We start from the raw sequence: 12,795 nt of genomic DNA, 5'->3' as shown, positions 1-12,795 counted from the left end.
GAGTGGCCCTGAAAATCGGGGCAGGTCACGGTCTCCGCGATCGAAAGCCAGCCGCTATCATATGTAAATGTACGGGCACGGCCAGCGGGGTCTTGGATCTTAACCACGCGTGAGATTTCGGTTTCAGACGCGCGTTCAACAACATAAAGCCAAAAAGCCTCTCGCTTCTCCAATGCGAGATCAAACTGCGCACGAGACAGGCCTACCGGGCGATCTTTCAAAGATCCGGTCATTGATTTCACTTCAACCCAACGCACGACGTTCCCGGATCCATCCGCCTCATAGAGGTCGAAACCTTTATTGCCCTCCACAGTTCGTTGGAGGTCCGGTTCAATATCGATAATCTTATCAATGGCCTTGGCTTCAATTTGCATGCGTGTGGCTTGGTTGAGGCCATCTGGGTCAGGACCTTCATCATCGGGATGTGAGCCCAGATACGAGATGAATGGTCGACCACCATTGGATTCGGGAGATCGCTTGCCTTGATGGTTCGAGGTCTTGCTCGTTGCGTCGCCACCTGCTCCGGTTCTTACGGCTTTCGAATCGCCCGATTTGCCACCGCTGCCGTTCCCAGATGAGCCTCCTCTATTCCCGCTCCCTCCACCGGTCGCACCGGAGCCACTTCGCCCGACATCAACGTCGCCAGCCGGATCGTATGTGCCGTTGGGTATGTCCGGCATGTCATCGCCATAAAGATCCTCAGCGTCTTTGTAGACGTCAGGATCTTTAGTTTCTGCGCCGTCAGTATCTGCATCCGCTTCCTTATCAGTGTCATTCTCAGGCACGAGGTCCGTTTCACGAATTTTAGACATCAGGTCGGCAGCGCTTGTGATACGCAATTTTCTCAACAGATCTAGCACGCTTGGGTCTATGCCGACCTCTTTTGCAAGCTGATAAGTCATTGGAGGTTTGAATGTGATTTTTGTCAGCAAGAAGGGGTTGGAGTTCCAGCCAAGGGTCTCGAAATCCACGAGGCCCGGAGAAACCAGTTCACCATCGCCGTTCGGAACCCATGCGGTCCGATTGAGAATCCGTAAAAAATCGGCGTCGAATTGGGCGGTCTTTTTCTCTTTATAATAGCGCCATGTGTAGGTGCCGTAGAAGGCTGCTGTGCCTCGAGCCTCGAGATCTGCCAACGCTTCCCACAACACTTCCGCTCGGGCGGCTGCTTCTTCAAATTGTAGTTTGGGAAAGAACTCCAGCAACTGAGTCAAACCGCGAAGAGTAAAATCTTTTGGCTGCCACTCTTCGACTGCGCGTTCAAGTCCAGATTCTTTGCGGATTTTTTCTTTTTCGGTGTCTTCCAGCCCCGACTCTATTGCTTCCGGGATCAGATAGCGACTTGCGCCACAAGACACCAAAAGGTCACGGATGTCTTCGCCTCGCAGGCAATCATATTTGTTGTCAACAATCATAATGTTTGGAACACCAGCAAAAAGCTGTTGCAAGCGGTCGGTGGCAATATAAGTCTCGCTTGGCTTGGCGACGTATGTCTTTCCGTCGCCGGTGTCGACCACCATTACAAAGTTGGTCTCGCGCAAGGCAGAACGGAGTTTTTCTTTCTGCGCGGTCGAATCCGTGCCAAAGGCGACACGAATACGTTCGATGTCAGAAGCGTAGGTTTCGTCGTCCACATCCACTTCTTCGTTCTGGTATTTCGGCAGAAGGTTCCGGATCACGTCATCGACTGGATCGGGCTCGGTGATGCCGAGTGATACTAGGAATTGGCGTACTTCGGGTGTCGCGCACACGACGCTTCGCATGGTCGGCAAGTCTGTAGCACTGGTGCTAGGTAGGAACGCCTTGGCTTCACCGTTCTCAAATGCGACTACGTGTGAACCATCGTCGAGGCGAATAAATGGAACAGTTTCAAGGTAGCGCCGGAGGACTTTCTCCTGACCGCTCAAGAACTCGTAAAGTTGAAGAACCCATTCATCTGATTGAGACTCGAGAAATGGCTTGGTCAGGCTCGGCAGAAAATTCTCAGGCCTGATCTCGTCGATATCAAGCTCGCGCATCAGATATTGGCGGATCTCGGGTGCCTTATCCTGCGTGATGTCGCCTGAAAGCCACGCGCCTGAACTTGAATTGAACAGCGCCGCAACCTGTTCGGGGGTCAACAGATCACGCAAGTCTTGGGTTCGCGCAAGCTTTGCCTTCGAAGCAGAGACGTAGTCATTCTTATTGGTGGGCAGCAATGCGTCGTCGCGAAATGCCTCTCGGACTGCTTTAAACATCGGCGAAAACCGCGTGTCTTCCCGAAACTTCTCAGGATCAACCGGCAGACAGCGTAGCAAGGATACATCCAGTGTCTTCTTTTCGCGCAACCAGCGCATTGCTTCCACCAGCAGGCTTGACGTTTCCATTACCAAATGCTGGTTCCAGGGGTCACCTAACGGAATATTTTCCCGGCTGGGCGTGGTGCTATATGGTCCTTGGACGAGAAAGCCAAGGTGTGTCTCAACCACGGTTGGGAAGAACACCACCAAGGGCGAAGTTGGCAGCGGATGTACTAACCAACGACCGGAGGTTCCTTTCGATGTGGTTATAGAAAACGCGATCTCCACCCGGCCGACTTTTTTCTGCTTATCGGAGAACACGTCGCGGTGGAACACCAGCCAGTCCTGGTCAACCTCATCTTGTCCTGTCTCATGGCCGACTACCATCACGCGCCGGACGTTGGCTCCGAGCTCGTCCGGCGGGTTGCGCATGTAAAAACCAGAAGCACCATCCTCTACGCTCCAATTAATCTCCTCAATGTTGCGCAGAAACAGAAGGGCGCCAGGCCCCAACCTACGGAAGCCCGCCATTATGTCCCGCTCAGCAGTTGGGTCTTCAAGCGTAAGAGGTAGGATAATCTGCGTCTCGTCATGCTCGCGCGGAGCACGAGGCGCTGGCTTAGGAAAAACATAGTCCTGGATGGCGAAATCCTCATCGCCCGAGTGTATTTCCGGCAGGTCTGTAACTGTATAAACCGACTTGAAGCCAAGACCAAAGCGGCCAATCGATGACTCGTTCTTGGTGCTCTCAGCGATATCGCACACACTCCGGACATCAGCCTCATTGAACGGCTGGCCAAAATGGGACAGCGTCAACCTGTTCTTATTCAGAGTGAATGTGACCTTGCGTAATCCATTCCAGTCGCCACGTCTGCCGAGAGCATCTTCGGCGTTCTGAAGAAGCTCGAAGATGAAATGTGTTCGATCATCGTACAGCCCTGCGGCCAGCCCGCCAGATTTTTGGGCGCCTTCTGTGCCGTATCGCCGCCGATTTTCTTCGCAAATCACTTCGTAGTTCGATGCCACTGCCGCGCCTCACTTCCGCAGGGTTGATCCAAAGGAGGACAACCCAGTCAAATCATCTTGCCAAGTTTGTACATTCTTGCTCTTTTTAGCAATCTTGCGCAAGATAGCGCATGGGTGCGAGCCGGTGCGAGGTGCCATGGGCGATCAGGATGATGAGATACTCACTGTCGACGAGGTCGCTGCTTTCCTTAAAGCCGGGAAGCGGACGGTTTACCGGCTTGCCGCAAATGGGACGATACCAGCCTTCAAGCTAGGCGGAACTTGGCGATTTCGAAGAACGGATTTAAATGCATGGATCGAAAGCAAAACGGTTTCTGGCGGTCCAAAAATGGCTAAAGGCGAGTCTGATCAATGAACGCTCCCGTTTCGCTCTCTTCAAATGCCAACCCGCAACAGCTGGAAGCAATCAAGGCTACCAATGGACCAGTCCTGATCATTGCTGGCCCAGGTTCGGGGAAAACGTTCACGCTCGTAGAGCGCATTGTCTACCTGATAAAGAGCGAAGGCGCGGCGCCGGAATCACTTTTCGTAGTGACGTTTACAGATAAAGCTGCCCGCGAACTTACGACCCGAATTTCAAATCGCCTTTCTGAGCTCAATATTGAGTTCAATCTCAACGAGATGTATCTTGGGACTTTCCATTCGATATGCCTTCGCCTCCTTGAGGACTATCGCGAATTCACAAGGCTGAAACGTAGCTTCACCCTTTTCGACCAATTCGATCAACAATACTTTCTATACCAGCGCATTAAGGAATTTCGCGAGCTCCCTGACGCCCAGCTGGTCATGGGCGACGATCAAACCGGGCGTTGGCGGCAATCAGAACAACTTCTCAAGTGTCTTAACAAGGTAAGTGAAGAGGCCCTTGATCCGGCGACATTGGAAGAAGCTCCGGATGTGGAAGTGAGGGCTTTGGCCGGATGTTTTCACAAGTACCAGGAACTTCTACTAGAAAACAACTGCTTGGACTTCTCGGGCATCCAATACGAAGCGCTAAAGCTGCTGGAAGCGCATCCTGACGTGCTGGAAAGCCTACGTTCCAAACTGTCACACCTGATGGTCGACGAGTACCAAGACACGAACACCATTCAGGAACGCATCCTGCTATTGCTCGCAGGCGAGCAACGCAATCTCTGCGTCGTGGGCGATGATGACCAAGGGCTGTACCGTTTTAGGGGTGCCACGATCCGCAACATTCTGGAGTTTCCAACGCTTTTTGATAAGGGCAAGTGCAAGCAGGTTTCGCTGACCATCAACTACAGATCCCATCCTGCGATCATCAACACCTACAATGAATGGATGGCTGGCCAAGATTGGTCCGACGGTGAGCGCAGCTTCCGCTTTGAAAAATCGATTGTACCACGCGACGACGTTTTCCCGGCGGTCCCCACGGCAGTCCGGCTTGCGGCCAAGGACGAGCCCGACGAGAACGATAACTGGCACTCAGAAGTACTGGCCTTTCTCCATTCGCTTCGGGATTCAGGTAGACTCACGGACTGGAATCAGGTCGCCTTTCTTTTTCGGTCCGTGAAAAACGCCCGCGTGGTCGCCTTGGCGCGCTTTCTGGAGTTAAATGGCGTTCCGGTTTACTCCCCGCGGTCCAACATGTTCTTCGAGCGTGAAGAGATCAGGTTGATGATCGGAGCGCTGATATTCTTGTTCCCTCAGTTCCCCAAGGTACGCCAGTGGGCCGAAGGTGCCCATCTGCAGATCTGGGACTACTACGACCAATCCTGTTTCAAGGCATTCACGGACGAGCTACGCAAGCCTGAGAACCAGCGGATGCTGGATTGGGCGCGGCCGTTGGCCAAGCGCCACGCCGTCCTGACCCAGACGACCGACTATGCGTTTTCAGGGCTTTTCTATCAGCTCCTTCAGTTCCCTCTTTTTTCCCGCTTCCTCGATGAAGAAACCATGCAGGGTGTGGACAAGGGGCGCGCCGCACGCAATCTGGCGACTTTCTCCAAGCTGCTGACCAAGTTCGAATACCTGCACTATGTCACCGTTCTGAACCCCGAATTCATCGAGCGCGACATCAGGAACCTGTTCAACCAGTTCTTCCGCTTCCTTCAGGATGGCGGCATCGGCGAGTATGAGGACGAGGCGGAATACGCACCCAAGGGCTGTGTTTCGTTTCTGACCATTCACCAGTCGAAAGGGCTCGAGTTCCCGGTCGTCGTCTGCGGCTCGCTCGAGGCAGTGCCGCGAAAGCAGCACACCGCACTGGACGAGCTACTTGAGGATGGCGGCTACCTATCCAAGGCGCGCTTCGAAACGCTGGATCGGATCAAGCACTTCGATTTCCAGCGCCTCTACTACACAGCGTTCTCCCGCGCGCAGAACCTGCTGGTGCTGGCCGCGCAGGAACGGGATGGCAAAGGGTTGGGAAAGTCGCCATCAAAATACTTCGAGCCGCTTTTCCGTTCCCTGCCCAGCTGGCGCGATGTCGACCTCACGCAGCTGACCTTCGAGCAGGTGAAGGAGATAAACCTTAAGCGCGAGTATTCCTTCACCTCGCATATCACGCTGTTCGAGAACTGCGCGGAGCAGTACCGCTTCTTCAAGGAGCTCGAGTTCGCGGCCATCCGTGTCAGTCCGATGCTGTTCGGTACCTTGGTTCATCAGACCATCGAGGACATCCACAAGGCCGTGCTGCGGGGCGAGGAACACACCGTCGTTACGGATGCCATCGAATCCTGGTTCTCGTCGAACTACGCGATGCTGTCCAAGAAGGAGCGCGTCTACCTGGCTCCGGTCGCACTGTCGGCCGCGCTGGACCACGTGATGCGCTACTACAAGCGTGAGAACGGGAACTGGGACCGGATCCGCGAAACCGAGGTTGAGATTTCACTGGTCAAGGACGACTACATCCTCAAGGGCAATGTCGACCTGATCCGGGGCGAGCATGGCACGGTTGAAGTCGTGGACTTCAAGTCAGAGAAGAAACCTGACATGGAGAAGGACCGCGACCGCCTGCGGCAATATCAGAGCCAGCTCGAGGTCTATGCCCATCTCATCGAAGAGCGCACGGGCCACAAGGTCAGCCGGATGCACCTCTACTATACCGGCGAGCAGGACGGGAACCCGTATGTGACCTTCTCCAAGGATGACCGGGCCATCGGCAAGACCATCGCACGGTTCGATGAGATCGTCGGCCGGATCGAAGACGGTGACTACCGGATCAAGGCCCGCCCGGCGAAGCTGTGTGAGAACTGTGATATGCGCGCCTATTGTGACACCAAGAACTGGCATTTCAGGAAAGACGAGTAATGAACGACGAAAAGACCACGCAAGAAAACATGGATCTGGGCGCCTCTAACGCGGGTGTCGACAGCGTGGAGAAGTACCAGTTCGCGCCGATCAAAGGCTACCCGATGCTGAACTGGCGCGGGAAGCGGCCGTTCACATCGACCCAGTATTTTCCGGCGCAGCTGAAAGAGGTGCACGGCGAGGAAGTGGACGGCTGGCGCAATAAGATCTTCTGGGGCGATAATCTCCAGGTGATGAGCCATCTGTTGAAGGAGTTCCGTGGAAAGGTTGATCTAATATACATTGATCCCCCTTTTGACTCGAAGGCGGACTACAAGAAATCGATTTCAGTCAAGGGTAGTTCTGCATCTAGTGCAGCTTCAGCCTTTGAGGAAAAGCAGTATACTGACATCTGGACGAACGATGAATACCTGCAATTCATGTTTGAAAGGATTTTGATTCTCAGAGAGCTACTCTCTCCGACCGGCTCATTTTATCTGCATTGTGACTATCGAAAGTCCCACTACTTAAAGCTCATTATGGATGAGGCATTTGGACCAGAAGCTTTCGTAAATGAAATTGTTTGGCTTCGAACGAATGCCCACAATATGAAGAGCAAGGGCTATGCCAGATCAAATGATCACATTCTATTCTACAGGAATGGAAAGGATTTTACATTCAATGAACAGTATATGCCTTACGGCGAAGCGCAACTGTCCCGGTACAAAAAGGATGAGGACGGCCGACTGTATACTGGACGCGACTTGACGTTCTCTGGATCCAATCCGGAAAAGCAGTTCAACTTTAGGGGGACAACTCCGCCGCCAAACAGGTCTTGGGGCCTTCCTTTTGACGAGCTTGAGAAGCTCTGGGAGCAAGGGCTTATTCTTGTAAAAAAAGACGGAACGCCCAGACTAGATGGCTACAAAGTCTACTTGGATGACGCCAAGGGGACACCTCTCACATGCAACTGGAATGATATTTCAAGGATTGGGAATACGTCTGGCGAACGTCTAGACTATCCAACTCAAAAACCCGAAGAGCTGCTCGAGCGCATTATCAAGGTTTCATCAAACCCCGGCGACCTGGTATTGGACGCATTTATGGGGTCGGGCACAACCTTGGCCGCTGCAAGGACGCTTGGTAGACGGTTTATTGGGGCTGACGTCAATCTGGGTGCGGTGCAGACGGCTACCAAGCGGCTTGCAAGAGCATCATCCGAAGAGAAGCAACCTTCTGAAGTTGACGACAGTCATCAGGCATCAGCGGGTTTCGAAGTCTTCAACGTCAATCATTACGATATCTTCCGCAACCCGTTGCAGGCCAAGGAGCTTCTGCTAGAGGCACTTGAGGTTCAGAAGCTGGAAATGAGTACCGTCTTTGACGGTGAAAAAGACGGTCGCATGGTCAAAATCATGCCGGTCAACCGGATCGCCACACGCGCCGATCTGAACGAGTTGACGGCCGGCTTCGACTACAAGGCATGGGAACGTCGCAAAGCCGAAAACCCAACAAAGCCCGTTGAGAAAATCACTCTGGTCTGCATGGGTCATGAACCGGACTTGAAAGGTGTGCTCGAGTTCGAGGCCAAGCCCTACAAGATCGATGTAGAGGTCGTGGACATCCTGCGCGACAAGGCCGACCTCGAGTTCAAGCGCGACTCCGACGCCAAGGTGGTGGTCAAGGACGGCGAGTTGGTCATCGAACGCTTCTATCCCATGAACCTGCTGCAAAAGCTGTCCATGCAAAAAGAGGCCTTGGACGACTGGCGCGAACTGACCGAGAGCATCCTCATCGACTGGAACTACGATGGCGCGGTTCTGCAGCCCGAAGTCGTGGATATCCCCGAGAAGAAGACCGACTTGGTTGTCGGCCGCTACAAGGTCCCCGACGACGCAGGCACCATCCGCGTCAAGATCACGGACCTCCTCTCGGAATCCTGGGAAGGGAACGTCACCAATGGCTAGGCGTCCCAAAACCCAAAGCGCGTCGCTGGACTTCGCCTTCTTCCAGTTCCTGTGGGAGTTCTACCGCGGCAACCGCGGCACCATCCGCACCCACTACAAGGAGCTGACCCGCAAGTTCTTGGACTTCAACAACCCGGAAAAGAACCCCAAGGCCTTCCTGCGCGAACCCCAGTTCGAGGCGTTGGAGATGTACGTGTTCCTCAAGGAATTCATGGGGAACGCGAAGGTCGAAGAGATCTTCAAGGCCTGGTTCGAGAAATCGGGCCGCTTCGCGGGCCGTGCCGAGGGCGGGATTGTCGGCGACACCCGCCAGGGGTCGATGTTCGATGCGGTGACGCAAGACCAATACAAGGCCGTCTTTGCGGCGATGCGGAAGAACTCCCGCATCTACCCGAACTACATCTTCGCGCTGACCATGGGGACCGGAAAGACGATCCTTATGGCGACCTGCATCTTCTACGAGTTCCTGCTAGGCAACAAGTTCGAGAAGGACGAGCGCTTCTGCCACAACGCGCTGGTCTTCGCGCCCGACAAGACCGTGCTGCAATCGCTGAAGGAAATCGAGTCATTCGACCTCGCTCAGGTCGTGCCGCCTGAATACGTGAACTTCCTGACCACCCACCTCCGCTTCCACTATCTCGAAGAAGCCGGGACGTCGCTGAGCACCCTTGACCGCTCGCGTTTCAACATCGTCGTGTCGAACACGCAGAAGATCATCCTGAAGCGTCAGCGGAAGGAAAAGACGCCGGTGGACCAACTCTTCGGCGCGACAGGAAACACCGTTTCGGAAAGCGGCGTCTACGCAGAGGCTTCTGACCTCTACGATTGGGACCAGCCGGAGGAAGAAGCCGAACTCACGACCAACCAACGGTTTGGGAAACTGTGTCGCCTCGAACAGCTCGGCATTTTTGTGGACGAGGCCCACCATGCTTTCGGAAAGAAGCTGGCGAAAGACATGGGGATCGGGACCAAGGCAAATGACACTAGCCTTCGCACGACTATCGACATCCTGGCGGCGAGCCTGAACAAGGCTGGCACGCGCGTTGTCGCCTGCTACAATTTCACCGGCACACCCTACGTCGGGAAGGAGGTTCTGCCAGAGGTCGTCTACGCCTACGGCCTCAAGGAGGCGATCGACAAGGGCTTCCTCAAGAAGGTGGACCTGCGCAGCTACAAAAACACACGCAATGAAGAGTTCGTGGAAATTGCGATAGACCGGTTTCTCGAGGCGACAGAGGACCTGCGCCCGGAAGGCATGCTGCCCAAGCTGGCGTTCTTCGCTGCGACCATTGATGAGCTGACTGGAGATCTGCGCCCCGCAGTGGAACGTGCACTGGCCAAACACGGCATTCCTGCCTCGCGGATCCTCGTGAACGTCGGCGATGAAAAACTGACAACAAACGACGACATTCGCGAATTCAACCGGTTGGATACGCGAGACTCTGAAAAGCAATTCATCCTTCTGGTGAACAAAGCACGTGAAGGCTGGAATTGTCGTTCGCTCTTCGGCGTCGGGCTTTTTCGTGCCCCCAAGTCCAAGGTTTTCGTGCTTCAGGCAACCATGCGCTGCCTCCGAGCCATCGGCGAAGCTCAGCACACAGGTCACGTGTTCCTCTCAGACGACAATCTCCAGATCCTCAACGACGAGCTTCAGCAGAACTTCCGTATCAGCGCCGACGAACTTCAAAACGTGGCAAGCGACAAGGAGCGAGTACAAATCCGCGTGGTTGAGCCACCTGTAAAGATCAAGCTGTTCCGTGCGCGCAAACAGTTCAGCGTTCGTGAGAAGGAGCTAGCGGCCGGGGCATCCCTCGGCCTGAACCGCTCGGATACTGAAGCTTGGGCTGAATTGGTCGAAAGATATCGACTGATCGAAACTCAACAGGAAGGGCTCACGGCCGCCGACGCGGCAAGGGCAGCTTCCAGCCGTTCGTTTGACCTTACTCAGCGGCGTGAGAAGCGTGTCTTTTCGCGGCTTACCTTGGTGGCTGAGATCGCGCGCTATCTCAACCTCAACCCTTCCGACATCGAGGATCTGCTGGATATGACCAAGGAGGGGACCGAAGAATTCGTAGGAATTGTCAATGAATACAATGAAATTCTATATGACGAGATCATTCCGCGCCTCTTCAAACTCCTATTCGATCTCGACGAAAACCAAAAAACGGAAGAGCATGAAGTCGAACTCATCAAAGTTCCGCCAAGCGGATACTATGAGGTTACTGCGGAAAAAGACAAAATTGTGCGGAGCGCCGATGCCAAGGAAGGCGAGATTGGAAAGAGCTTTCATTTGGATACCTATTGTTTTGATTCAAATCCAGAAAGAACCCTGTTCTGGGATTTGCTGCGCGAGCAAAGGGTGAAGAAAATCTACTTCACCGGAATGCTCACGCACGGACAGTCGGATTTCTTCATTCAATACATCGACCCGGATTCCCGAACCGTTCGCAGCTACTATCCAGACTTTGTATTCGTGCGAGAAGAATCTGATGGCAGCGAAAAGTATGTCATCGTCGAAGTGAAGGGGGACCACCAAATCGACGACGCCGTAGTTCAGGCAAAGAAAGACTTCGCTCAGCAGATCGCCGTAGCCAGCGGCATGGAGTATCGCATTATTAAATCTAGCGATGCTGACGAGCGTCGGTACCGAATGCTGATGTGAAAAAATGAAACCTCGTTCAATCAACATTTTTTTGCTCGACGGCGATCCGAACGGCATTCGGGTAGCGCAGATGTCTATGTCTACGATCCAGGCAATTGCCTTCCGTCGCAACCAACTGCGTCGAGTTCGCGAGGCTTTTCCCGAGATTGAGCGGCCAGGCGTCTATATCTTGATCGGCACCGATGACAATGAGACGGATCAACAACTTGCCTATATTGGTGAGTCCGAAGGTATAGGCGGAAGGCTGTCCACACATAACTCGAATGAAAATGGGCGGGATGCAAAAGGTTTTTGGACGGATACGGTGGTCCTGATCAGCAAAGATGAGAACCTTACCAAGAGCCACGCACGCTACGTCGAAGCCTGCTTGATCCGAAGCGCTGGGAGCAATCCTCGTTGGACCCTTCCCAATACTCGAATGCCGTCGAACGATGCCGGCAAGCTTCCGCTTCCTGATCGCGCGGCCATGGACGAATTCGTCGATCAAACGAAAACACTGGTCGGCGCTCTCGGCTGGGATGTTTTCCGAGAGATGCGTGGGCGTGCGCCGCAAATGGTGCCCCTAGAAGCGGGCTTGCCTCAGCTTGAGCCGAGCGAAAGCCCGAGGTTCTTTTTCCGTGGTGAAGGCTTTGCTGCGGAAATGGAGATCGGCTCGTCCGGCGATTTCATCGTTCAAGCGAATTCAAGAGCACGACTTAGAACCACATCCACAATTCCCAAGGGAACTATTAATCTACGCTCCAATCTGCTTGAAAAGGGTGTGTTGTGCGAGGAGGGTAACTTTCTCCTCTTTACCAGCAACTACAGCTTTTCATCAGTTTCAGCCGCTGCGGCGGCCGTGATCGGAGCAAGCGCGAACGGCCGAATTCTTTGGAAGTTACCGGACGGATCAACCTATGCGGATTGGGAGTCGGGTCTGAGCGAAAACCACACCACTGAGCCAACCAAATAGGTTGGTTATACATTCGAAGATGAAGCTCCAAATACAACGTTCACCGGCAGGCGTGTCAACAGCAACATTATGATATAAATTAAGTAAATTTATTTACTAACCGAGGATCGCTATTTGTACTTTACCTTTCCCTGCGCAGGAAGCCTTATGTTGCCGACTAACTGCAGACCCGCGCCTGATCTCGCATGACCGCATAGTCGCTCATCATCTCCACAACCGCCGATCCGTCCGGAAGAAAGGCCAGTTCTTGTGCCACCCGCGCCTGAAACTCCCCGCTGTATGTCACGACCGGCGGGCATGCTGCCACGCCGTTATGATCAAAACTCGCCGTCGCGCAGCCGGTCAACCAATTCGTTGCAATCGCGAGGACGGCGAGCCGCCGCCTCCATCATCCTTCGCCGAAGTTCATTGGCTTTCTACCTGGTGTCAAGGCGTTCCGACAGACGACCGACACGCTCGCCGGAGCGGCGCAGGGTAAGCAGGAACAGAAGAATTGCGAAGGCGGTAATGCCATAGCGCAATGCCGCCCGCATCAATGGGCTCGTGGCGATCCCGGTGAGGAGCCCGCCGATCATCACTGCCCCCGTTTCTAATCGTCGAGGCGCGTATAGATCGTGACCGCGATGCCTATGGTCGACGATGCCGTTGGCGTTGTCCACG

The 12,795-nt window shown here is 54.1% G+C and carries 7 protein-coding genes and 1 pseudogene; 5 read left to right on the top strand and 3 right to left on the bottom strand.

The genetic code is table 11. The features are described 5' to 3' along the window. Positions 1 to 3,305 (bottom strand): DUF3883 domain-containing protein (locus E1297_RS51255; RefSeq protein ID WP_209015708.1); only part of this gene is annotated, 3,305 nt, incomplete at its 3' end. A gap of 136 nt (positions 3,306 to 3,441) precedes the next feature. Here E1297_RS51255 and E1297_RS08535 point away from each other — a divergent pair. From E1297_RS08535 to E1297_RS08515, 5 genes are all read left to right on the top strand, one after another. Further along, entirely contained in the window at positions 3,442 to 3,660 is a 219-nt protein-coding gene (locus tag E1297_RS08535; RefSeq protein WP_155136583.1) for a helix-turn-helix domain-containing protein, read from the top strand. Continuing rightward, positions 3,657 to 6,575: an ATP-dependent DNA helicase gene (locus E1297_RS08530; protein ID WP_155136580.1), complete on the top strand. Its 2,919-nt coding sequence runs from the start codon at positions 3,657 to 3,659 to the stop codon at positions 6,573 to 6,575. The genes E1297_RS08535 and E1297_RS08530 overlap by 4 nt, the downstream gene beginning before the upstream one ends. Next, positions 6,575 to 8,521 carry a site-specific DNA-methyltransferase gene (locus E1297_RS08525; RefSeq protein ID WP_155136577.1) on the top strand — a complete coding sequence of 649 codons (1,947 nt, stop codon included), beginning with the start codon at positions 6,575 to 6,577 and terminating at the stop codon, positions 8,519 to 8,521. The genes E1297_RS08530 and E1297_RS08525 overlap by 1 nt, the downstream gene beginning before the upstream one ends. A gap of 118 nt (positions 8,522 to 8,639) precedes the next feature. Continuing rightward, positions 8,640 to 11,183: a TnsA endonuclease N-terminal domain-containing protein gene (locus E1297_RS08520; RefSeq protein WP_209015707.1), complete on the top strand. Its 2,544-nt coding sequence runs from the start codon at positions 8,640 to 8,642 to the stop codon at positions 11,181 to 11,183. A gap of 4 nt (positions 11,184 to 11,187) precedes the next feature. Continuing rightward, positions 11,188 to 12,135, top strand: coding sequence for a GIY-YIG nuclease family protein (locus tag E1297_RS08515; RefSeq protein WP_155136574.1), 948 nt, complete (start codon positions 11,188 to 11,190; stop codon positions 12,133 to 12,135). 157 nt (positions 12,136 to 12,292) lie between these two features. On the opposite strand, the gene E1297_RS50765 is transcribed toward E1297_RS08515, so the two are convergent. Next, the gene (locus E1297_RS50765; RefSeq protein WP_256372703.1) at positions 12,293 to 12,421 is read right to left on the bottom strand and encodes a hypothetical protein; all 129 of its coding nucleotides are present in this window, start codon (positions 12,419 to 12,421) and stop codon (positions 12,293 to 12,295) included. 130 nt (positions 12,422 to 12,551) lie between these two features. Beyond that, a pseudogene (locus E1297_RS49780) lies at positions 12,552 to 12,795 on the bottom strand (hypothetical protein); the annotation flags it as partial.

It is taken from the genome of Roseibium sp. RKSG952, assembly GCF_009711355.1.
This window is presented reverse-complemented; position numbering and strand designations above follow the sequence as displayed.

Coding starts and splice junctions, on each gene's coding strand:
- E1297_RS08525 (WP_155136577.1), top strand. CDS start 6,575: ATGAACGACGAAAAGACCACGCAAGAAAACATGGATCTGGGCGCCTCT.
- E1297_RS08515 (WP_155136574.1), top strand. CDS start 11,188: ATGAAACCTCGTTCAATCAACATTTTTTTGCTCGACGGCGATCCGAAC.
- E1297_RS08530 (WP_155136580.1), top strand. CDS start 3,657: ATGAACGCTCCCGTTTCGCTCTCTTCAAATGCCAACCCGCAACAGCTG.
- E1297_RS08535 (WP_155136583.1), top strand. CDS start 3,442: ATGGGCGATCAGGATGATGAGATACTCACTGTCGACGAGGTCGCTGCT.